Origin of the sequence: Providencia sp. PROV061, from assembly GCF_011045655.1 — a bacterium.
GTDB classification, from domain to species: Bacteria; Pseudomonadota; Gammaproteobacteria; order Enterobacterales; family Enterobacteriaceae; genus Providencia; species Providencia hangzhouensis.
Genome location: NZ_CP042861.1, coordinates 1,400,672 through 1,423,050 on the forward strand (window position 1 = coordinate 1,400,672; position 22,379 = coordinate 1,423,050).

The following is a 22,379-nucleotide window of genomic DNA, read 5'->3' on the forward strand; positions in this document are numbered from 1 at the left end:
GATGAGTTATACCGATAAATTATAAGTAATGATCAATAAATAGGCTGGTTATGCGTTTGAGTATGATCAGCCTAAGTTATATTTGTGTTAAATCAATATATTTGCTTTTTTAATGTGTATTGTATGATTCTGTCACGCAGCATTTACTAACAATATAATAAATCAGGGTAATTAAACTATGTGGAAAAAGCTTCATCAACTTGCCATCCCAGTTAACCTTTACCGGTTATGTGGGCGTCTAATACCGTGGTTTATTATATTGAGTGTAATTTGTTTAGCGGTGGGGTGGATTTGGGGATTTGGCTTTGCGCCAACCGATAAAGTCCAAAGCCAAAGTTATCGTATTATGTATATCCATGTTCCTGCCGCGATGTGGTCGATGGGCATTTATGCCACAATGGCAATTACTGCTTTTGTTGGTCTTGTCTGGCAAATGAAAGTCTCTGAATTGGCGATAGCGGCAATGGCACCGATAGGGGCGGTATTTACTTTTATTGCCTTGGTGACAGGTGCGACATGGGGTAAACCAATGTGGGGTGCATGGTGGGTATGGGATGCACGTTTAACCTCTGAACTAATTCTATTTTTTCTGTATGTGGGGATTATTGCTTTATGGCATGCTTTTGATGACCGCCGTACAGCAGGAAAGGCCGCTGCGATTTTAGTATTAATTGGTGTGATTAACTTACCTATCATTCATTATTCAGTTGAATGGTGGCAAACTTTGCATCAACCTTCGACGCGTATGCAAGAAAGTATCAACCCAGCTATGCGTACGCCACTACGTTTAGCTATCCTTGGTTACCTATTTCTCTTTATCTCATTAACGTTAATTCGTTTACGTAGTCAATTATTGTTGTTAGAACGTAACCGTCCATGGGTATTAGATATTGTGAATAAAAAAGGACGTCAATCATGACTAGCGCATTTGCATCTTGGAGTGAATTTTGGGCGATGGGCGGCTATGGTTTTTATGTATGGCTGGCGGTTGCGCTGACATTAATACCTATTTTGTTACTCTGTTTGCATACATACATACAAAGAAAAATGATAATAAATGCAATTATTCAACAGCAAGCTCGTGAAGTAAGACAAAAAGCAGCAAGAGCGCGTAGGGAGGGAGTGTGAATATTCGTCGTCGTAACCGACTTTGGTTGATCTGTTCCATATTGGTTGGCGTGGGGTTAACCCTCGCATTGATTCTCTACGCATTGCGCTCAAGTATTGACTTGTTTTATACCCCCGGTGAAATCATCTATGGTAAGCGGGAAACTCAGCAAATCCCTGAAGTTGGGCAACGTTTGCGCGTTGGCGGCATGGTGATGCCCGGTAGTGTAGTACGTGACTCTGACCCTGTCTCTAATGCCGTCAATATCACTTTCACTGTTTATGATGCCGAAGGTGAAGTAGACGTAAGTTATCATGGAATTTTGCCTGACTTATTCAAAGAAGGGCAAGGTGTCGTTGTTCAAGGGGAGTTACAGGAGAATAATCATATTTTAGCGAAAGAAGTGCTTGCTAAACATGATGAAAACTATACGCCACCAGAGGTTGAAAAGGCGATGCAAGAAAACCACCGCAGGCCAGCTGCTGCCTATAAGGACAATGCATCATGATCCCTGAAATTGGTAGCGTTTTACTGTGCTTGGCATTAGGTCTTGCCGTTTTGCTGTCTTTTTACCCGCTATGGGGGGTGGCACGCAATGATGCACGCTTAATGGCATCATCACGTCCATTGGCATGGTTACTTTTTCTCTGTGTAACAGGGGCATTCCTAGTATTAGTGAATGCCTTTGTTGTTAATGATTTCTCAGTCACGTATGTTGCCAATAACTCTAATACGCAATTACCTATTTGGTATCGTGTTGCGGCGACATGGGGAGCTCACGAAGGCTCATTATTACTATGGGTATTATTAATGAGCGGCTGGACATTTGCGGTGGCAATTTGCAGTTACCGTATGCCTCTCGACATTGTTGCCCGTGTTTTAGCTGTTATGGGGATGGTAAGCGTTGGTTTTTTGCTGTTTATCATCTTTACTTCAAACCCATTTTCGCGCACGCTGCCCGCCTTTCCGATTGAAGGGCGTGACCTCAACCCATTACTACAAGACCCAGGGCTGATTTTCCACCCACCATTGTTATACATGGGCTATGTCGGCTTCTCTGTGGCATTTGCTTTTGCGATTGCGGCATTGTTAAGTGGCCGGTTAGACAGCTCTTTCACACGTTTTGCTCGCCCTTGGACGATGGCAGCCTGGTTCTTTTTAACGTTAGGGATCATGTTAGGTTCCGCATGGGCTTATTATGAATTAGGCTGGGGGGGCTGGTGGTTCTGGGACCCGGTAGAGAATGCCTCCTTTATGCCATGGTTAGTGGGAACGGCATTGATCCACTCACTTTCCGTTACTGAACAGCGAGCCACTTTTAAAGCATGGTCACTATTATTGTCGATTTTTGCTTTCTCATTGTGTTTACTCGGGACTTTCTTAGTTCGCTCAGGGGTACTGGTTTCGGTACACGCCTTTGCCTCAGACCCATCTCGAGGGTTATTTATCTTAGCCTTCATGGTGATAGTGATTGGCGGCTCTTTACTGGTGTTTGCACTGCGTGGGCACAAGGTACGCTCAAGGGTTAACAATGCCTTATGGTCGCGTGAATCCATGTTATTGGGTAATAACGTTATCCTAACAGCAGCGATGCTAGTTGTGTTACTCGGTACATTGCTACCGTTAGTCCATAAACAAATTGGCCTGGGTACGATTTCCATTGGTGAACCGTTCTTTAATACCATGTTTATCGCGTTGATGGTGCCATTTGCCTTGTTACTAGGAATTGGGCCACTTGTGCGTTGGGGACGTGACCGCCCTGCGGCTATCAAAAAGTTATTAATCATTGCAACGGTATTAACCGTTATTCTTTCTTTTGCCCTACCATTACTGATGGAAGATAGGGTAGAAGCGTTGACGGTTGTCGGCTTAATGATGGCGTGCTGGATAGCAATTCTTGCCTTCGCAGAAATGCGAGTCCGCATCAGTAAGAAAATCAAGCTCACGCCAAGTTACTGGGGAATGGTACTGGCGCATTTAGGTTTGGCGGTAACCATCGTCGGTATTGCCTTTAGCCAAAATTACAGTATTGAGCGTGATGTGAAAATGAAGCCGGGTGATAGCATTTCAATTCGTGCTTATACCTTTGTATTTAATGGCGTACGAGAGGCTGATGGCCCTAACTACCAAGGTGTCATTGGCAGTATTTCAGTGAAAGAGAAAGACAAAGTCATCGGTGTTTTAATGCCAGAAAAACGTTTTTATAGCGTTAGCCGAGCTGTTATGACCGAAGCGGCGATTGATGGTGGTTTTACTCGCGATTTATATGCTGCATTGGGTGAGGAAGTCGCTAAAGATACGTGGACTATGCGTTTGTATTATAAACCATTTGTTCGTTGGATCTGGTCTGGTGGCGTATTAATGGCTATTGGTGCGTTATTTTGCTTGTTTGACCCACGTTATCGTCGCCGTAAATTACAAGGGGAAACAGCATGAACCGCAAAGTCTTCTTAATTCCTTTTATTATTTTTGCAGGAATCGCTGCGGTCCTGTTATGGCAATTGATGCGTAATGCAGAAGGGGATGATCCTCGTTTATTAGAATCCGCTTTAATTGGTAAGCCAGTGCCCGTTTTTCGCCTTGAATCGCTAGAAAACCCCGGTCAGCACTACGAATCCGATGTATTAACACAAGGGCAACCTATCTTGTTGAATGTTTGGGCAACATGGTGCCCTACATGCCGTGCAGAACATCAATATTTGAATAAGTTGTCTGCACAGGGTGTTCGTGTGGTTGGGTTGAACTATAAAGATAAACGGGATAAAGCCATTGTGTGGTTGCGTGAGTTAGGCAACCCTTATGCCTTAAGCTTATTTGATGGTGAAGGTATGTTAGGCCTTGATTTAGGGGTATATGGTGCACCTGAAACGTTCTTAATTGATGGTAATGGTGTGATCCGTTATCGTCACGCAGGGGCAATGGACGAGCGCGTCTGGGAAAAAGAATTTAAACCCCTTTGGGAGCGCTATAATCAGGAGGCGAACCAATGAGGTATTTATTGGGTTTATTGATGTTAGCGTTAAGTGCAACGGTGACATATGCATCGACAGAAGTCTTTACTTTCGATAATGAACAGCAAGAGCAGCAATTTCGTAAATTAACCGAAGAGCTACGTTGCCCTAAATGCCAGAACAACAGCATTGCGGATTCTAATTCAATGATTGCACTGGACTTGCGCCAAAAAGTGTATGAGTTAATGAAAGAAGGCAAAAACCGTGATGAAATCGTTGATTACATGGTTGCACGTTATGGTTACTTCGTCACTTATAACCCACCACTGACGCCGCTAACGATTGTACTGTGGGGGTTACCGTTTGTTGCGATAGCGGTAGGCGGCTGGATCATCTTTGCCCGTTCTAAAAAACGCGTTAGATTAAAACAGGTTGAGCAGGGCGATGAGGAAGCATTACCTGAGGCCTCTCGCACTAGCAACTGGGTTTATTTACCCGGGTTTATCATTGCATTAGGTGTTGCGGGGGGGGCTTATTATCAGGTAGGTAGCTACGAGAAAGTGGCAGATTGGAATAATGCCTATCAACAAGCTCCCGCTTTGTTAGACAGAGCGCTAGACCCGTCTGAGCCACCACTCAATAATGCGGAAATGGAACACCTCGCTTTAGGTCTACGTACTCGCCTCCAGGAAGACCCGCAAAATGTAGAAGCGTGGGAAATGCTAGGCCGTATTGGTATGGTGTTGGGGAATGCGACTATGGCAACCGATGCCTATGGCCGTGCTTATCGCCTAGCCCCTAAAAATGAAAATGTAGTGATGGGATATGCGGAGGTTTTGACGCGCTCTTCTGACCCAGAAGATAACCGTCAAGGTGCAGAGCTACTTAAAAAGCTGATTGCTGAAGACCGTACCAATGTGAAAGCATTAAGCATTTTTGCATTCAATGCATTTGAGCAAGAGCGTTATGCAGAGGCCATCTCGGCTTGGCAAATGATGTTAAAACTACTGCCTGAGAATGACCAACGTCGTCCTATTATCGAGCGTAGTGTTGAACAGGCTCTGATGATGGTACACGAAAAGAAAGGGCAGCCTTCCGATAAGTAAGTTTTTTCACTGATAGTGTTATACTGGTGTTCGCCTGTATAACACTCCCTTTCATATTACAATCCACGATTTTGATTACTTCGGTTTGTTAAAGATAGCTGATATCAATTCTTTTAATATAGTTTGAGTTTATAACTAGATAAAAGGAAGCAATATGTCAACTCAAATAATGCATAATTCTCATCTAACGAATATCCCTCATCCAATCATTTCAAATTTGAATCGACTCACATTAGATAAGGAAGTTAAAGCTGAGCTTGTGAATCAGCAGCAAAAATTAGGTCGATTTGTTGATAATATTAAACAAAAAAAACAGATTGACCTGACAGGGTCAAAAATTCCCATTCGGCTACCTACGTTAAGGCATGCCTATTCAGAACCTTCAAAGATTCATCAAAAAAATATATCAGGGGCATTGGTATTAAATCGTTCGAATTCGGAACCAAGCAATCTAGATCGCGTCCACAGAACGCCAGTTAAAAAGGGTGTGTTAGCGAGAACTCAACCAAATTACCAAATAAATCAGACACCAAGAAGTCTACAATATATTCAAAAAGCAAAAGACGACAAAATTGCTGCATATCAATCACTATCCGATACGACTAAAAGTTTTCTCAGAGAAAAACTCAGCTATAAAATTTTGGTAACCTTCAAAAAAGGGCTAGATGGTAAGGAAACAAAACAATTCATGGTCGCCTATGAAGAGTTCAGACAAGGCGTCAGCGATAAAGAAAAGGAGGAATATCAACAGAACAAATTGAGCGGTTTTACACCGGATAACCGATTTCAATTTACCAAAACGGTTTGGATTGAATTGGATAAACTCATATTAATTCCAACTAAAGAAGAGATAACTAAAATAGTGGCTAACACAAAATGGTCTCATCTAAATCGTTAGGTTTAGATGGTTTATATGTAAATAATTAACTTATTATTTGCTTTAATTTCAGTCTATTGTCGTAAGGATAGATATTCAATCAATAGATTGATTTTTATTGGTAATTGTTTGTTTTTTAGTTCATTACATGTAGAGGTAGGCCCTGCTTAACATTAATGGTGAAAATTGATAACATCCCTCCTCTAAATAAGATACAATTTCGCGCTATAAAATTCGTACTGAGATAACGGAAAAACGTTGCACCTGCGCCCTTTTATCAAACAGCTATCCGCTTATCTTGCTTTGCTTGCCATTGTTATGCTGTTTATTGCTCCACTGGTTTCTAAATCCATGGTGCATATGAACACTTGTGCAAATATACAAAGTGAGATGTCGGACCAATCGATGCATTCGCATCATAGTATGCCAATGCCTGAAAATTGTGACGTTTCTACACCAATGAATCATATGTTAATGACGGGGATGGGGCAGTCTCCGATGGAAGACATTGCATGTGGTTACTGTCAGTTATTGGTCCACTTTCCATTTCTTATCTTATTTATTGCTGCGGTTATTCGACAACTCGCCACGCTGACTCTATTTGTTCCTTTTGAGCGCTACGTTCACATTTGGTTATTTAGACCATGGTCATTACATCTCGCTAGAGCCCCGCCTATTTACTGATGTCTTAGCATGATAAATCTTACAAATTAATTTAATTGCTATTTTTGCCTTTATTGTGCAAAGCGTTTTCGTTCATCTTGAATTTCTTTGATTTTTAAGAGGTTCACCCACGGGTGCTGAAAATGCATTTGCAAGCTAAGAGGCGAAAGCAGCGTACCTATATTCTAAGAAACAGGTAAAAAATGAACACATACGTTTTTAAAGTGGCTCCTATTGCAACGCTGGTTATTAGTGCGATTTTTACAGCACCTACAGTCGCTAAAACTGAAATTAACCAAAGCCCAATCTCAAATAGCTCAGTGATGATTGTTACTGCGCCAGTCGATTCACCATTGACTATTACGACATCCCCTAAAACACCAAGGCAGCCCGTCCCTGCGAGTGATGGTTCTGATTACCTTAAAACGATCCCAGGCTTTTCACAGATACGTAACGGTGGAACTAACGGAGATCCGGTTTTTCGTGGCATGTTTGGGTCTCGTTTGCGTATTTTAACCAATGATAGTGAAATGTTGGGTGCATGCCCTTCTCGTATGGATGCACCGACTTCTTATATTTCACCGGAAAACTTTGATGTATTAAATATGATTAAAGGGCCACAAACTGTTTTATGGGGGCCTGGGAATTCAGCAGGAACAATCCGGTTTGAGCGCGAAAAACCGCTATTTACTGAAGCAGGTATTAAAGGCAACGCAAGTGCCTTAACGGCATCTAATGAGCGCTGGGATGGTAATGCTGATATTAGCTTAGGTAATGAAACGGGTTATGTTCGTGTTATTGGTAATAAATCACGTTCAAATGATTATAAAGATGGCAATGGTGATAAGGTTCCCTCTAAATGGGATAAGTGGAACGCTGATATTGCTATCGGCTGGACGCCAGATGAATATACATTATTAGAATTAACCGCTGGTAAAGGCGACGGCGAAGCTCGTTATGCAGGGAGGGGAATGGATGGCTCTCAGTTTAAACGTGAAAGCTTAGGCTTACGCTTTGAAAAGAGTAATATCGGTGATGTTTTAGATAAAGTTGAAGCAAATGTTTACTACAATTACGCCGATCATATTATGGATAATTACTCGCTTCGTACTCCATCAGGCGGTGGAATGGGGGGCGGGCATATGGGGCATAGAGGCCACGGTATGATGAATATGCCAATGAAAATGCGAGTTGACCGTGAAACCATGGGCGGCCGTACCATGGGAACATGGTTATGGAAAGACTATGAACTGCGTGCAGGGGCTGACATGCAGACCAATAAACATCGTAAAAACAATAATAATAGCTGGAAAAAAGATGCACAATTCCAAGATTATGGTGTTTTTAGTGAGCTAACTTGGCATGCGACTGAGCAAGGTAAAGTTGTTAGCGGGGCTCGTTTAGATCGTGTGATAGTTGAAAATAGTACAGGCGTAGGCTCTTCAGGGCGTAATACGGTGATGCCAGCGGGCTTTGCGCGTTATGAGCATTCTTTATCTGGTACACCTGTTATGGTATATGCTGGTGTCGGCTATACAGAACGTTTTCCTGATTATTGGGAGTTGTTTTCGCCTAAACTCGGACCAGATGGTAGCAATAATGTGTTTGATAAGCTAAAAACAGAAAAAACGACTCAGTTAGATATTGGTGCTAAATATAGCCATGAAGACACCAATGCATGGGTTTCTGCGTATGTGGGACGTGTTGATGATTTTATTCTCTTCCGTTATAGCGCGACAAACCCGCGAATGAGCCAAGTTGAAAATGTTGACGCATTAATTATGGGCGGAGAGCTCGGTATAGCACAGAAACTCAGTGATGAATGGAAAGCCGATGCAAGTCTTGCTTACTCTTGGGGAGAAAATCGTACAGATGGCAAAGCGTTACCGCAAATGCCACCATTGGAAAGCCGATTTGGCTTATCGTGGGAAAAAGGTGATTGGACTACGACAGGTTTAGTACGCGTTGTTAGCCGTCAAAATCGTGTTGCGATTAATGATGGTAATGTGGTGGGGAAAGATTTTAGCAAGAGTGCAGGTTTCACAATATTTTCATTAAATACAGCGTATAAAATTAATGAAAATATGAAATTAAGCGCAGGCGTTGATAACCTTTTTGATAAAACCTATAGCGAGCACCTTAATTTAGCTGGAAATAGCGGTTTTGGTTATTCATCCAATGTACCAGTGAATGAACCAGGGAGAAATTTCTGGGCAAAAATTAATGTGAGTTTTTAATTGTTAGGCTAGCATCCCATACAGTATTCGTATGGGGTGCTGCTAGTCGTTAAATAATAACAGGAATATAGTAATTTAGCTCTTGGATGAAATTGCGTGAATCATTAATGAATGCTTCATAAGTGGGTTTGGATTTTAGGACATATTGCTCTATATCAGGCCCTTTACCACGGACGATATCCATTTCAGCAAGTACCTTCCCATAAGCAGTATAAATAATATCATTGTAATCTATACCATGAAGGCTACTGGTGATCTTGATTTCTAAATAATTTCCTGCGGGTAACTGTAAGTTGGTTGTTTGCGGAAGTGCAATATCAACATCTTGTTCATCTAGAGCCGTGGTATATAGGAAATGGCCTTCTGCATTAGTACTTTGATCAACACCGTGAATGGCGTATAAATGCTGTGTGACATAATGGTTTTTATTGAAGAAATCCATCCAATAGTGTCGGCGTAGCTCATCCGTTTTTAGGTTCCACTCATTAATATCTTTAGTGTAACGATGTTTAGTTCCGAGTAAATTGATAGCTGGCAATTGAGTCAATTTAACTTGAACACTGAGCTCTTTATTCTCTCGTAGAGGTAAGCAAAACCCTTCAATTTTCCAACCCTGTCGTTTTCTGTATTCAGAAGGGGTCAGATTAAATTGTTTTTTAAACGCACGGCAAAAAGTTTGTTGTGAGTCAAAACGGTACCTCAGAGAAATATCCATTATGCTGTCATTTGTTAGCCGTAGTGCGACAGCAGAACAAGAAAGGCGCCTTGCTCGGATATAGGAACCAAGTGCGAGCCCTGTTTGGTTCTTAAACAGGCGCTGAAAGTGCCATTTGGTGTATCCTGATTTATCGGCAACAGTATCTAGGGATAGGCGAGATTCTAAATTTTGTTCTATCCAGAGAATGATTTCCCTGATAACAATTTCTTGTAGCATGATTATCCTTTCAGGTCTCTTTTACTTACCAACAAAATAGCAAGCCATATAATATAGCAATGTTATGAATTGTAAGTACTCATGGGTGCTCGTAATAGGATACCATGCTAACTGACAATTTTATTAAAAAGATGTGAAGTTAAGTAAGTATTGGGCGGTGGAAACATAGGTAGATTGCTTGAGTACACCTATCTAGCGTTTACATAATTTGTCTAATTTTTACGTATTGTGGTATAGACTGAAGGTAATGAACATGGCATAAATGCAGTGGAGTGAATTTTTTTACCGAAAATAGCCAGGTGTGATAATTAATTTTAGATATTCAGAATAAGAGCAGGTTAATGTAAGGCACTAATATGAAAAGGTGATTTAGCTTTATAGACTAATATGAAAATTTTTATATTTAATACCTAAATTTAATGTTGTTATTCGACTAATAAATAAAAAAAAGCGCCTTTTTTTATGATTGAAAAAAAATTTCTTTATTATAATTATGTTCTGGAAACTTATTGATACGCATGAATACAAATTGTCACGAATTTCTTAAGGTTATAACATTAAATCAGTCAAGATAATTTTATTAAATTGAAAATGTAAGTTAGAATTTTGGTTAAATTGAAAATGTAATTTTGAAGTCGTTGGCTTATTACAGTGTAGTTTTCTATACCTATTAGGTTATAAAAATAACGTGATCAGAATCACAGTTAAAAAGAAAGCGATATAGCCATACATATCAGTATTTTATATGGTTGTTGATTTTTTAATTCATTAATGGATTGTCTTTAAATGACTTGTTTAGTTAGAGTTTTATTATTATAAGTCAATTTATAAATTTATGGTTGGTGATAGTTTACGCACCGGTTAATAATATTCATTTTAATATTTAATAGAGGTTATTATGGGGAAGGAAAACATTGCTAAAATGCTAGGGATAAAAATCCGAAAACAACGAGAAAACCATAAGATATCGATAGAACGAATGGCGAGTTTAATTGGTGTAACAGAAGAAGAAATGAGTCGATTTGAGACTGGAGAAAGTTGTATTGATGTCGATTCACTATTTCAATTTGCTTATCTTTTTAATGTTGATCCCGCTTCTTTTTTATATGGCGTTGTCAATGTGAATAGTGGTACATGTAGTTCAATACACTGATTATAAGTAATTTTAGAATGTAACATTAAGCGGTATAGTATTGTTATATCATTCGTGAGCATAATAATATTAACTGTTACTATCAGAATTATCTTTATATTTCGTAATAATCAAATATATCCATAAGTATTTAGCTGTTTTATTACTATAGCTGTTAGTTTATTGGCGCGACTCCATTGATTAATTTTGGCTAGTTTTGTGTTGCTACCGAGTCTTAAAACAAATTGGTCGAGTTGCTCTACAATAAAATTATTTTGATTAATCTCTTGATATGTTTCATTAAAAGAGAGTTTTTCCTTTATCTCATATCGGTTATTACATTGTTTTAATGACAGTTTGTCTAAAATCTTCCCCGTATTGAAAAAGATTTCAAATGAAACCAATAAACCGTTTTCTTGGCGTAAATTAATCATCAATACATCGCCATCGGTTCTTTTAGTAAAGGGATGTGAGTATTGAATAGCGGGGGATGAAAGGACAAAATCAGGCATCAAGGATAACAATAATTCTATGTTTTTTGTGATGGTGTTTCGTAGTATATTGAATGGTAATTGATTTTCAGTTTCTATTATTCGGTGCGCTGTGATACGCAATAACCCTGTTTCGGTACCACGTTTAGACATTAAAGACGCTTTTATTTGATTGAACTGGTTATCAAAGCTAAGAGGTTGGTTATAATCAATCAATACATCATGGCGCATTGCTTGTTTTAATACCTCCTTCAATTCGCTTTCACTAAAGTTGGGGATATCATTCAATAGGATATCTTTTCCGGCAGATACCGCAGTCTGAATTGCAAATCTTAGTAACTCATCACTGCAAGTGGATGTCATTATAATGCAGTCAACGCCATCATTATTGATCAACTCTTCTATCTTTTTCTTTTGACACATAAAGTAAGTCATAGAAGGTAGATATGGAGACAAATGGCAAATTGACTTTAGCTCACTATGATGAGTGCAGCATTTTATCGCATTTATATAAAGTTGGTTATAAGGTGCAGTGCCGATTAAACCAATACCAGAGCGATTAAGTGACGTGACAGAATGCTGCTCTTCAAGTAAACGAAGGTGGCCGAGTAAATAAAGAAAGTGTGTATTTAACATGCTTAGCCCTTATTCTTGGTTTTATCTAACACGAGATATAATCCCAACATAGCAGGGTGAAATAATAATTTCATTTCATTGTCTTTTTAGAATTTGTATTTTCTGATGAGACTCACAAATTAAAGAAAAAAATGAAACTTAATTAGTTTTTAATAATGACGTCTACGTTAATTAGAGAAAGGACTGGAAGAGGCTCTGAATTAATGGAGGTGTTTAATTACAGAGCCATATATCTTAGACTAAGCTGCTGCCCTGACGGTAGGCTAATGCAACGGTCAGTGATTGTGCTAAACATAAGGTGGCTGATTGCGAACGAAATGCATCTACTTGGGCTTCTTTGATAACAAAACAAACATCGCTAAAACTTGCCAAAGGGCTAATTTGGCTGTCAGTAATAACGATTTGCTGCGCACCTGCTTGGGCCGCCTTCTCACTTACCATGACAGTTTCCGAAGCGTAAGGCGTGAAACTGATTGAAATAACGACGTCATTTTCACTGATCCTGCTGATCTGTTCCTTGAACATTCCGCCAAGCCCATCAATAAGTACTGGGCGACATTCCAAATGGCTAAGAGCGTAACTTAAATACGTTGCAACGCTGAATGAGCGACGCAAACCGATAATATAGATATTTTGTGCATTTGCTAATAACGATACGGCTTTTTCGATATCTTCAGCAGGAGTTCTGGCTGCCATTTGTTGTAAAGCTTGGGCGTTAGAATGAGCGAACTCCTTCAAAATTTGGGAAGGGTCATCTCCCAGTTCTTGGGAGCCGTCCATTTCACGAAACATGCGGGCTCTATCTGTGTAGCTGGCCGTTTCTTCAACGAGGTTCATACGAAACAATTGTTTCATTTCATTAAACCCACTGAAATTAAACGCATTTGCAAAGCGGATTAGAGTCGAAGGCGGAACCTTAGCCTCTTTCGCAATGACGGCAACTGTATCAAATGCGACACTATTCGTATTATCTAACACATAGCGTGCTACTTGCTGTAGCCGTTTACTTAATTCGTCATACCTTGAGCGAACTTGCTCTTGAAACTCATTTAAATTTGATGCACTTGACATATAACCTCCAGAATTTGGCTCTAATTGTAGTTGTTTTACGGCGTTAGTCGAATCTTTTTGAAACACTTAGTTCATATTTAAAAATTTTCTTTTTTTAGGATCTTAAAATAATTTGAATTTGGGATAATAAATTGAACAGCTTACATCAATTTGTTCTCTTATTTTCTTGATGGAAAGAAAGCCATGTTTAGCCCAATACAAAGGAAAAATAGCCAATAAATAAGTGATGGACATAAGTTTAAAATAGGTGTTTTTTAGCCGCGATTAAAAATTTCATAAAAACTTTGTCTAGATCACATAAATTGAATGTTATTTCAAATTTAGTTGTAAATGAAACAAATATTTCATATACATTGAGTAACAAGGTAACTCTGTCAGCTAAAGAGAGGCAACATGGAACAGATTCATAATTTCATTGGTGGTGAGATAGTATCCAGCAAAAGTGGGCGTTTTGCACCGGTATTCAACCCAGCAACGGGTGAGCAAATTGCTCAGGTTGTACTTAGCAGTGCCGATGAAACAAAAAAAGCAATTGAGATTGCGAATAAAGCATTCCCTAAATGGTCAAAACTTTCCCCTTTGAAACGTTCCCGGATCTTATTCAAATTTAAAGCATTGCTGGAAGAGAATATGGATGAACTGGCTCGTTTAATTTCAAGAGAACATGGTAAAGTTTTTTCTGATGCGGTAGGTGAATTAACTCGTGGTTTGGAAGTCGTTGAATTTGCATGTGGTATCCCTCACTTACAAAAAGGTGAGCACTCAGCCAATGTTGCTACCGGTGTTGATAGCCACTCATTAATGCAACCTCTGGGGGTATGTGCGGGAATTACACCATTTAATTTCCCAGCAATGGTACCGATGTGGATGTTCCCAGTGGCTATTGCAACAGGCAATACCTTTGTTTTAAAACCATCAGAAAAAGACCCTTCTTTAGCATTAGGATTAGCTAAATTATTAAAAGAAGCAGGTTTACCTGATGGCGTATTTAACGTTGTTCAAGGGGACAAAGAATCTGTCGATGTGCTCTTAACCGCGCCAGAAGTCCAAGCCGTTAGTTTTGTTGGTTCAACACCTATTGCTGAATATATTTACACGACGGCATCTGCTCATGGCAAACGCTGTCAAGCACTCGGTGGTGCAAAAAACCATTGTATTTTAATGCCGGATGCGGACATGGGGCAGGCGGCTAATGCCATTATGGGCGCGGCATTTGGTGCAGCGGGCGAACGTTGTATGGCATTATCTGTAGTCTTAGCCGTCGGTGATGAAACAGCAGATGCGCTCATTGCTAACCTGAAAGGTCAAATTGCTAAAATGTCCGTCGGGCCAGGTATTACGCAAGGCAAAGAAAATGATATGGGTCCCGTCATTTCAGCACAGCACAAAGCTAAAATCTGTGACTATATTACTAGCGGTGAAAAACAAGGTGCGACGTTATTAGTTGATGGCCGTGATTTTAAAGTGAAAGGCTTCGAAAATGGTTATTTTGTAGGACCAACATTATTTGATAATGTCACTCCTGAGATGGACATTTATAAAGAAGAAATTTTTGGGCCTGTCTTAGCCGTAGTGCGTGTTCCAGACTTCGAAACGGGTTTGAAACTAATTAACCAACATGAATATGGAAATGGAACGGCTATTTTCACCCGTGATGGTGAAACGGCTCGTGAATTCCAAGAAAATGTCCAAGCTGGAATGGTTGGGATCAACATACCGATTCCAGTACCGATGGCATTCCACAGTTTTGGTGGTTGGAAACGTTCTATTTTTGGTCCATTAAATGTACATGGAAATGATGGTGTTCGCTTCTATACTCGCATGAAAACAGTCACTAGCCGTTGGCCTGCAAGTGTTCGCTTAGAACACCATGAAAGTAGTTTCACAATGCCTACCATGGAATAAATGGAGACCCGTATGAATAAGCAGAAAATGACGACAGCTCAAGCGTTGGTTAAATTTCTAAACCAACAATATGTTGATGTTGATGGTGAGCAGTATCCGTTTATTCAGGGAGTATTTACGATTTTTGGCCATGGTAACGTTGTGGGTTTAGGTCAGGCGCTCGAAGAGGCGCCTGGGCATCTACGTGTTTATCAAGGTTGCAACGAGCAAGGCATGGCACATATTGCGACAGGCTTTGCCAAACAAAAAAAACGTAAACAAATTTTTGCGGTTACGTCCTCTGTTGGCCCAGGTGCTGCGAATATGATCACAGCTGCCGCAACAGCTACGGCGAATCGCATCCCACTGTTATTACTACCTGGCGATACTTTTGCAACACGTCAGCCAGATCCCGTTTTGCAGCAAGTTGAACAGTATGGCGACGGAACAATAAGCACGAATGATTGTTTTCGACCTGTCTCACGCTATTGGGATAGGATTTCACGGCCTGAACAGCTAATGGCAGCCATGGTTAATGCAATGCGGGTGTTAACGGATCCTGCGGATACTGGCGCGGTAACCATTTGCCTACCTCAAGATGTTCAAGGCGAGGCGTGGGATTACCCCGATTATTTTTTCCAAAAACGCATCCATCGTATTGAACGTAGACCACCGACAACGGTGAGTATCGAAGAAGCCGTTCATCTGATCCGCAGTAAGAAAAAACCATTACTCATCTGTGGTGGTGGGGTACGTTATTCCGAAGCTCACGAGGCATTTTTACAGTTTGCTGAAGATTACCGTATTCCATTTGGCGAAACCCAAGCGGGTAAAAGTGCCGTCGTTGCTAGTCATCCCTTGAATATGGGTGGAATTGGCACTACAGGTGGGTTAGCCGCAAACTTGTTAGCTAAAGAGGCTGATTTAGTTATTGGTGTTGGCACCCGCTTTACGGATTTTACCACCGCATCTAAATCTTTATTTAGTCATCCAAATGTAACCTTCTTAAATATCAATGTTGCGGAATTCGATGCAAGTAAGTTAGATGCTTTGAAAGTGGTTGCAGATGCCAAAGAAGCACTTCAAGCACTGGATATAAAGCTGAAAGATTCTCACTATGAAGCTCAGTGGGGGGATGAAATTCAGCAGTCTAAACAACAGTGGAAAAATGAGCTGGAGCGCTTGTTTAGTATACAGTATCGGCCATTAGATTTTGTCCCTGAAATTGCAGGCCATCTTGATGATAAACTTGAAGAATACCGTAAAACGCTAGGTACAGAACTGGCACAAACACGGGTGCTAGGCTTGATGCAGCAATACATGGAAGACGATGCCATTATTGTGGGGGCAGCAGGTTCATTACCGGGAGATTTACAACGTATTTGGCTACCAAAACAGCGAGATACTTATCATCTTGAATATGGTTATTCATGCATGGGGTACGAAATTGCCGCCGCTGTTGGTGCTAAAATTGCAGCGCCGAAACAACCAGTTTATGCGATGGTCGGAGATGGTTCTTATTTAATGCTACACAGTGAATTACAAACCGCGATTCAAGAGAACATTAAGATCACCATCTTATTGTTTGATAACGCGGGATTTGGTTGTATTAATAACCTGCAGATGAGCCAAGGTATGGGAAGTTTTGGTACAGAGAACCGACATCGAAACCCACAGACGGGGTTGATGGATGGGCCGTTAGTGAAGGTCGATTTTGCTAAAAACGCAGAAAGCTATGGCTGTAAAAGTTATCGGGTACATGATGAGGAACAATTGATTGCCGCACTGAAAGACGCGAAGTCCCATTCGGGCTGTGTATTGATTGATATTAAAGTACTTCCGAAAACAATGACCGATGGTTATGAAGCTTGGTGGCGCACAGGCACGGCACAAGTTTCTAAAAAGCCTCAAATAGTTGCTTCCGCTGAAAAAATTAAACAGATGGTTGAAAATAAAGTTCGTCTTTATTAATCAATGTGTTGGGTTAGTGCTTTGTATTATCGTAATAACTCGACGGTGTTTTTACCGTCGAGGAATGTTCTTCGTTTTCTTAATGAGTCAGATGTAATTAAGTAGGGTAGTTACTGGAAATTTAGCAAGGATTGCTTTGGTGTTAATTTACATAGTGGTTACCACTTGTGGCTCTATATTCGTCATACTTCAAGTTGTATGGGGAATGCTCTGCGCTACCCGCCCACGCAACTCGAATCATTTGGATTATATACCCAGCTTAGGCTGGGTTTTTTTATGGATTTAATAGTTTAAAAATAATTTAATTGAAATGTATATTTTATTTTGAGACGAAGGAAGAGAAAAAAAAGAAGTTATGGATAACTAATGTGCCAGCAAACACAGACTTTATTGTTAAATGCTGTTCGCTTACATTGTCAATTTGTGATCTGAATAACACTAAAAATACACTTTAATATAACATTTGTTATCTAGAGCCCAAAAATATAATTTTCAAAAAATTATAAATTGAAATGAACGTTTTATTTGGTATATTCCGTAATATCCAAATAGTGGATTTAAGGTATCAAGGAGCATTTGAATGTTCAATATAGCACTATTCGGCGCAGGACGTATCGGACAGGTTCATGCTGTTAATATTGCCGGCCATAAAGAAACCAAACTTTACTCTGTCATCGACCCTTACCAACCCAATGCGGTTGCCTTGGCTGAAAAATACCAAGCCAAAGTTCAGACAACAGAAGAAGCAATGCAAGACCCTAATATACAGGGTGTTTTAATCGCTTCAGCCACAGATACTCACGCTGATCTAATCGAACTAGCAGCCAAACATAAAAAAGTGATTTTCTGTGAAAAACCTGTTCACCTCGACCTTGAGCGTGTGAAGCAGTGTTTAAAAAGCGTAAAAGAACATAACGTTCCACTGTTTATTGGTTTTAACCGTCGCTATGATCCTCAATTTCGCCACTTGAAAAATTTATTCCAACAAGGCGCGATTGGTAAAGCAGAATCTTTAATTATCACATCTCGTGACCCGTCACCACCACCTGCAGAATATGTTAAAGTCTCCGGTGGTATGTTCAGAGATATGACTATTCATGACTTTGATATGGCGCGCTTTATGATTGGCGAGGAGCCTTGCTCTGTCTACGCACAAGGCAGTAATGTTGTTGACCCTGCGATCGGCCAAGCCGGTGATATTGATACCGCGTTTATTATCTTAAAATTCCCATCAGGCGCAATGGCGACCATCTCTAACAGCCGTCGTTCAGGTTATGGCTATGACCAACGCATTGAATTACATGGTGAAAAAGGATTATTAACGGCTGGTAATATTAAAGAGAATAGTGTTGCGCTGTTAAGTGAAGTTGGGTGCTTATCGGCCAAGCCAGAGTATTTCTTCTTACAACGTTACCACGAAGCATACCAAGCAGAGTGGCAGCATTTTGTTGATATCTTAGCAGGCCGTGCGGAATCTGAAACGACAGGGACCGATGGTGAATTGGCTTTATATCTTGCAGATAAAGCACTGGAGTCACTCAAAACAGGTAAAGAAGTTAAATTGTAATTAATGCGGTAATACTATTTAACTTGATTATAGACTTGCGGTTAAAAATTAATTTTTGGCCGCAATAGTAAATATATTCATTTATTAATGAGTATATAAAATACTGATATTACATTTTATTTAATACTCTTTAGGCTTTCAATATTCCGAGATTAATTGAGGCTTTTTATAATCTTACTTTCTTTAATTTAACTGATGTATTCATCGTTTTAAATTTGCGAAATCTATTTTCAAAGAGTTTATCGATCAGGCCTAAAGCTAGCAAAGTAGCGATTCAAACCAGAGTGCCAGAAACTTATTTCATTATTTAATATTTAACATTAAACATTTATTTAAATATTGAAAAATTGTTTTTTTGGTAAGACATAATGATTCAAATAATAAGGTAATAATATGTCATTAATCATGAATCTCAATCAACAACAGAGAAAAAGGTTGCACCAAATAACCTTGGTTGCAACCTTTGGTGGATTACTATTTGGTTATGATACTGGTGTCATTAACGGTGCATTTTCATCACTGAAAGAAAACATGGGCTTAACGCCAACCACGGAAGGGCTGGTAATGAGTGTCCTATTAGTGGGCGCAGCATTAGGTAGTGTTTGTGGTGGACGTGTAGCAGACTTTGTCGGGCGCCGTACTTATTTGCTTTACCTCTCATTTCTGTTTTTATTTGGGGCATTTTTATCTGCGGCAGCCCCAAATATTGAAGTTCTTCTTATTGCTCGGTTTATATTGGGCTTTGCGGTGGGTGGTGCCTCTGTGACGGCACCGACATTTATTTCTGAAGTGGCTCCGACTGAAATGCGGGGGAAACTCACTGGGTTAAATGAAGTTGCTATTGTTATCGGGCAGCTAGCTGCATTTGCTATTAATGCGATTATCGGTTCAATTTGGGGCCATCTTCCTGATGTTTGGCGTTATATGCTGTTAGTACAAGCCGTGCCAGCGTTGTGTTTGCTATTTGGTATGTGGAAAGCGCCTGAAAGCCCACGTTGGTTAATGAGTAAAAACCGTCGTGAAGAAGCCTTGAAAATACTGAAGCAAATTCGTCCTGAAAAACGTGCAATTCAAGAATATGAAGATATCGTGACGTTATTAGATGTTGAAGCTGCGGAAGCTAAACGTCATCCGAATGCCAATAAACAAAATTTAGCGTTAATTTTTAATACACCTTGGATTTTTAAATTGGTTTTAATTGGGATGGTGTGGGCGGCATTACAGCAAACAACTGGGGTTAACGTTATTATGTATTATGGCACAGAAATTCTCAAAACAGCGGGTTTTTCTGAGCAAACATCTTTAGTTTTCAACGTATTAAATGGTGTTTTTTCTGTTGGTGGTATGGTGATAGGGGTGTTATTCCTTGTTGACCGATTTAAACGTAAGACACTGATTGTTGGTGGTTTTGCGCTAATGGCATCGTTACACTTATTAATTGCAGCTACAGACTACTTTTTAACCGGGGATGTTAAAGCAACATTAATTTGGTTACTTGGCGCGGTGTTTGTTGGGGTTATGCAAGGAACGATGGGCTTTTTAACGTGGGTGGTACTTGCTGAGCTATTCCCACTTAAAATTCGCGGGTTATCCATGGGGATCTCGGTCTTCTTTATGTGGATTATGAATGCGATTGTGAGTTATTTATTCCCTGTATTACAAGCAGAACTTGGTTTAGGTCCGGTATTCTTAATTTTTGCGGTAATAAACTACTTAGCTATCGTTTTTGTCGTGAAGTTATTGCCAGAAACATCAAACAAATCATTAGAGCAATTAGAAGAAGAGCTCTCATCAATGTAATTATTACTTATTGGTGGTGTGAATATACCTAATTAACTTAATCGAGGGTTGGATATGATAGAACAACTAACCACAAGTAATTTGCATTTAGGTTGTCAGGCAAGAAATAAAGCTGAAGTACTCAAAATGGTTGGTACGGAATTTAAAAATAAAGGTTATGTTGATAGGGATTGTGTACATTTCTTAACGGAAAGGGAGCAACAGATATCAACATTCTTGGGGAATGGCATCACGTTGCCACATCTACCTAAGTCCGCCAATGATATTATCTTGCATACCGGTGTTGAAATTTTTCAATTTCCTGACGGTGTTATTTGGGACAGAACCAATGTGATGTTTATTGCCATAGGCGTGATTGCAAAATCAAGGGAACATATTGATGTACTTAGGGAAATTGCGTTGATTTTTAGTGACGAATTTATTGCCAATGCACTGTCTCTGACCTCAAGTAAAGAAGAGTTTTTAAGTATTCTTCATCGTTAATTTTTAGTTCTGAAGAGAGTATGGGATCTTGCCAGATCCCATACTCAATAAATTTCATTTTTAGTTATTCTATTTCATTTTATTCCATCTCATCACGACTCTATTATTTTTCCTTTCTTTAAATTTAATATTTATTTTCTTATAAATTAATTAATTACACTAAAAATTAACGTTAGATCACATAATGAAATTAATGTTTCTAATAATATTGAAAATGAAACGAATGTTCCGTATAACATCATTATTGAAATAAAATCTGGAACGAATATTGGGCCAGCTATTGCACTACAAGAAATGAGCGAGAGGTAGAACAGATGAAAGAGATCCGTATCGGGATGATAGGTACTGGCTATATAGGACGAGCTCATGCCATTGCTTATGCACAAGCACCAACCGTTTTTCCATTGCAGGGGAAATTGGTTCGCGAAATGATTGCAGAAATTACCGCTGAGCTAGCACAAACCCGAGCTCAGGAAATGGGTTTTAATCGTGCAACGGATGACTGGCGCAAATTAGTTGCAGATCCAAATATTGATGTAGTGGATATTTGCTCGCCTAATTTCCTGCACAAAGAAATGGCAATGGAGGCAATTAAGCATGGTAAACATGTTTATTGTGAAAAACCATTAGCACTCAATTCTGAAGATGCCAAAGAAATGGTCGAAGCGGCTAAACAAGCCGGCGTCTTAACGTTAGTGGGTTTTAACTATATGAAAAACCCAACTTCGCAGCTAGCCAAAGAAATCATTGCAAATGGCGAAATCGGGGAAGTTATCCATTTTTATGGCACTCATAATGAAGATTATATGGCTGAGCCTAGCGCCCCAATTCACTGGCATTGCTTTAAAGAAAAGGCAGGGTTAGGTGCTTTGGGGGACTTGTCTGCACACATTATCAATATGGCGCAATTCCTAGTAGGGGATATTGAAACCGTCTGTGGTGATATGGAAATTGTGATTAAACAGCGCCCTGAAAAAACGGGTTCAACCGTTATGGTTACGGTTGAAAATGAAGACCAAGCGCATGCCATGGTACGTTTTGCTGGTGGCGCAATGGGCGTCATTGAAACTTCACGAATCGCAGCTGGCCGTAAAATGGGGCTAACCTATGTGGTGACCGGCACCAAAGGAACGTTGTCTTTCACTCAAGAAAGAATGGCAGAGCTAAAGCTCTATCGCCATGATGAACCTAGCAACCGCCAAGGTTTTAAAACAATTTTTGTTGGACCAGAACACCCGGATTATGCACCATTTTGTAATGCTGCAGGTCATGGTATTGGCTTCAATGACCAAAAAACAGTTGAAGTGCGTGATTTAATTGATGGCGTTGCAACAGGGCAGCCAATGTGGCCTGATTTTGAAGAAGGCTGGAAAGTATCACGAATATTAGACGCGATAGCACGTTCATATGACGAACAACGCTGGGTTAACGTTAAAGAAATCAATTAATTCTGTTGTAGTTAAGGGGT

At 39.9% G+C, this 22,379-nt stretch carries 19 protein-coding genes; 16 read left to right on the forward strand and 3 right to left on the reverse strand.

Going from position 1 to position 22,379, the window contains the following annotated elements:
• The first annotated feature begins 178 nt into the window (after positions 1-178).
• The 9 genes from FVA72_RS06225 to FVA72_RS06265 all read left to right on the forward strand — a co-directional run bounded on the left by FVA72_RS06225 (position 179) and on the right by FVA72_RS06265 (position 8,942).
• Entirely contained in the window at positions 179-919 is a 741-nt protein-coding gene (locus tag FVA72_RS06225; RefSeq protein WP_004262222.1) for a heme ABC transporter permease, read from the forward strand.
• The gene (ccmD, locus tag FVA72_RS06230) at positions 916-1,128 is read left to right on the forward strand and encodes a heme exporter protein CcmD (RefSeq protein ID WP_004262214.1); all 213 of its coding nucleotides are present in this window, start codon (positions 916-918) and stop codon (positions 1,126-1,128) included. Before FVA72_RS06225 ends, ccmD begins: the two co-directional genes overlap by 4 nt.
• A complete protein-coding gene (gene ccmE, locus FVA72_RS06235; RefSeq protein ID WP_036958480.1) occupies positions 1,125-1,616 on the forward strand; it encodes a cytochrome c maturation protein CcmE in 492 nt (163 codons plus the stop codon). Before ccmD ends, ccmE begins: the two co-directional genes overlap by 4 nt.
• Positions 1,613-3,544 (forward strand): heme lyase CcmF/NrfE family subunit, encoded by a 1,932-nt coding sequence (locus tag FVA72_RS06240; RefSeq protein WP_094961337.1) that lies wholly within the window; start codon positions 1,613-1,615, stop codon positions 3,542-3,544. The genes ccmE and FVA72_RS06240 overlap by 4 nt, the downstream gene beginning before the upstream one ends.
• Entirely contained in the window at positions 3,541-4,098 is a 558-nt protein-coding gene (gene dsbE, locus FVA72_RS06245; RefSeq protein WP_004262204.1) for a thiol:disulfide interchange protein DsbE, read from the forward strand. The genes FVA72_RS06240 and dsbE overlap by 4 nt, the downstream gene beginning before the upstream one ends.
• Positions 4,095-5,165 (forward strand): cytochrome c-type biogenesis protein CcmH, encoded by a 1,071-nt coding sequence (locus tag FVA72_RS06250; RefSeq protein WP_094961338.1) that lies wholly within the window; start codon positions 4,095-4,097, stop codon positions 5,163-5,165. The genes dsbE and FVA72_RS06250 overlap by 4 nt, the downstream gene beginning before the upstream one ends.
• A 154-nt stretch (positions 5,166-5,319) precedes the next feature.
• Complete coding sequence (locus FVA72_RS06255) at positions 5,320-6,063, forward strand: hypothetical protein (RefSeq protein WP_110592180.1); 744 nt, start codon at positions 5,320-5,322, stop codon at positions 6,061-6,063.
• 237 nt (positions 6,064-6,300) lie between these two features.
• Entirely contained in the window at positions 6,301-6,726 is a 426-nt protein-coding gene (locus FVA72_RS06260) for a DUF2946 domain-containing protein (protein WP_110592179.1), read from the forward strand.
• A 182-nt stretch (positions 6,727-6,908) separates the two neighbouring features.
• Positions 6,909-8,942: a TonB-dependent copper receptor gene (locus FVA72_RS06265; protein WP_110592178.1), complete on the forward strand. Its 2,034-nt coding sequence runs from the start codon at positions 6,909-6,911 to the stop codon at positions 8,940-8,942.
• A 49-nt stretch (positions 8,943-8,991) separates the two neighbouring features.
• Here the strand turns inward: FVA72_RS06265 and FVA72_RS06270 are convergent, their stop codons facing one another.
• The gene (locus tag FVA72_RS06270; protein ID WP_137018922.1) at positions 8,992-9,876 is read right to left on the reverse strand and encodes a helix-turn-helix domain-containing protein; all 885 of its coding nucleotides are present in this window, start codon (positions 9,874-9,876) and stop codon (positions 8,992-8,994) included.
• Between the two features lie 898 nt (positions 9,877-10,774).
• Between FVA72_RS06270 and FVA72_RS06275 the strand changes: the two genes are divergently transcribed.
• Positions 10,775-11,029 carry a helix-turn-helix domain-containing protein gene (locus tag FVA72_RS06275; protein WP_004262164.1) on the forward strand — a complete coding sequence of 85 codons (255 nt, stop codon included), beginning with the start codon at positions 10,775-10,777 and terminating at the stop codon, positions 11,027-11,029.
• Positions 11,030-11,139: 110 nt separating this feature from the next.
• Here the strand turns inward: FVA72_RS06275 and FVA72_RS06280 are convergent, their stop codons facing one another.
• Positions 11,140-12,135 (reverse strand): hypothetical protein, encoded by a 996-nt coding sequence (locus FVA72_RS06280; protein WP_243154741.1) that lies wholly within the window; start codon positions 12,133-12,135, stop codon positions 11,140-11,142.
• Positions 12,136-12,369: 234 nt separating this feature from the next.
• The gene (locus FVA72_RS06285) at positions 12,370-13,206 is read right to left on the reverse strand and encodes a MurR/RpiR family transcriptional regulator (protein ID WP_036958475.1); all 837 of its coding nucleotides are present in this window, start codon (positions 13,204-13,206) and stop codon (positions 12,370-12,372) included.
• 393 nt (positions 13,207-13,599) lie between these two features.
• Here FVA72_RS06285 and FVA72_RS06290 point away from each other — a divergent pair, with 393 nt between their 5' ends.
• From FVA72_RS06290 to FVA72_RS06315, 6 genes are all read left to right on the forward strand, one after another.
• Positions 13,600-15,111: a CoA-acylating methylmalonate-semialdehyde dehydrogenase gene (locus tag FVA72_RS06290; protein ID WP_004262148.1), complete on the forward strand. Its 1,512-nt coding sequence runs from the start codon at positions 13,600-13,602 to the stop codon at positions 15,109-15,111.
• A gap of 12 nt (positions 15,112-15,123) precedes the next feature.
• On the forward strand, positions 15,124-17,061 hold the full coding sequence (gene iolD / locus FVA72_RS06295) for a 3D-(3,5/4)-trihydroxycyclohexane-1,2-dione acylhydrolase (decyclizing) (protein ID WP_175427114.1): 1,938 nt from the start codon (positions 15,124-15,126) through the stop codon (positions 17,059-17,061).
• Between the two features lie 580 nt (positions 17,062-17,641).
• Entirely contained in the window at positions 17,642-18,628 is a 987-nt protein-coding gene (iolG, locus tag FVA72_RS06300; protein ID WP_004262138.1) for an inositol 2-dehydrogenase, read from the forward strand.
• Positions 18,629-19,021: 393 nt separating this feature from the next.
• Complete coding sequence (locus FVA72_RS06305) at positions 19,022-20,428, forward strand: sugar porter family MFS transporter (RefSeq protein ID WP_004913304.1); 1,407 nt, start codon at positions 19,022-19,024, stop codon at positions 20,426-20,428.
• A 54-nt stretch (positions 20,429-20,482) separates the two neighbouring features.
• Positions 20,483-20,911 (forward strand): PTS sugar transporter subunit IIA, encoded by a 429-nt coding sequence (locus FVA72_RS06310; protein ID WP_004262128.1) that lies wholly within the window; start codon positions 20,483-20,485, stop codon positions 20,909-20,911.
• A 314-nt stretch (positions 20,912-21,225) separates the two neighbouring features.
• Positions 21,226-22,359 carry a Gfo/Idh/MocA family protein gene (locus tag FVA72_RS06315; RefSeq protein WP_110592176.1) on the forward strand — a complete coding sequence of 378 codons (1,134 nt, stop codon included), beginning with the start codon at positions 21,226-21,228 and terminating at the stop codon, positions 22,357-22,359.
• Positions 22,360-22,379 lie beyond the last annotated feature (20 nt).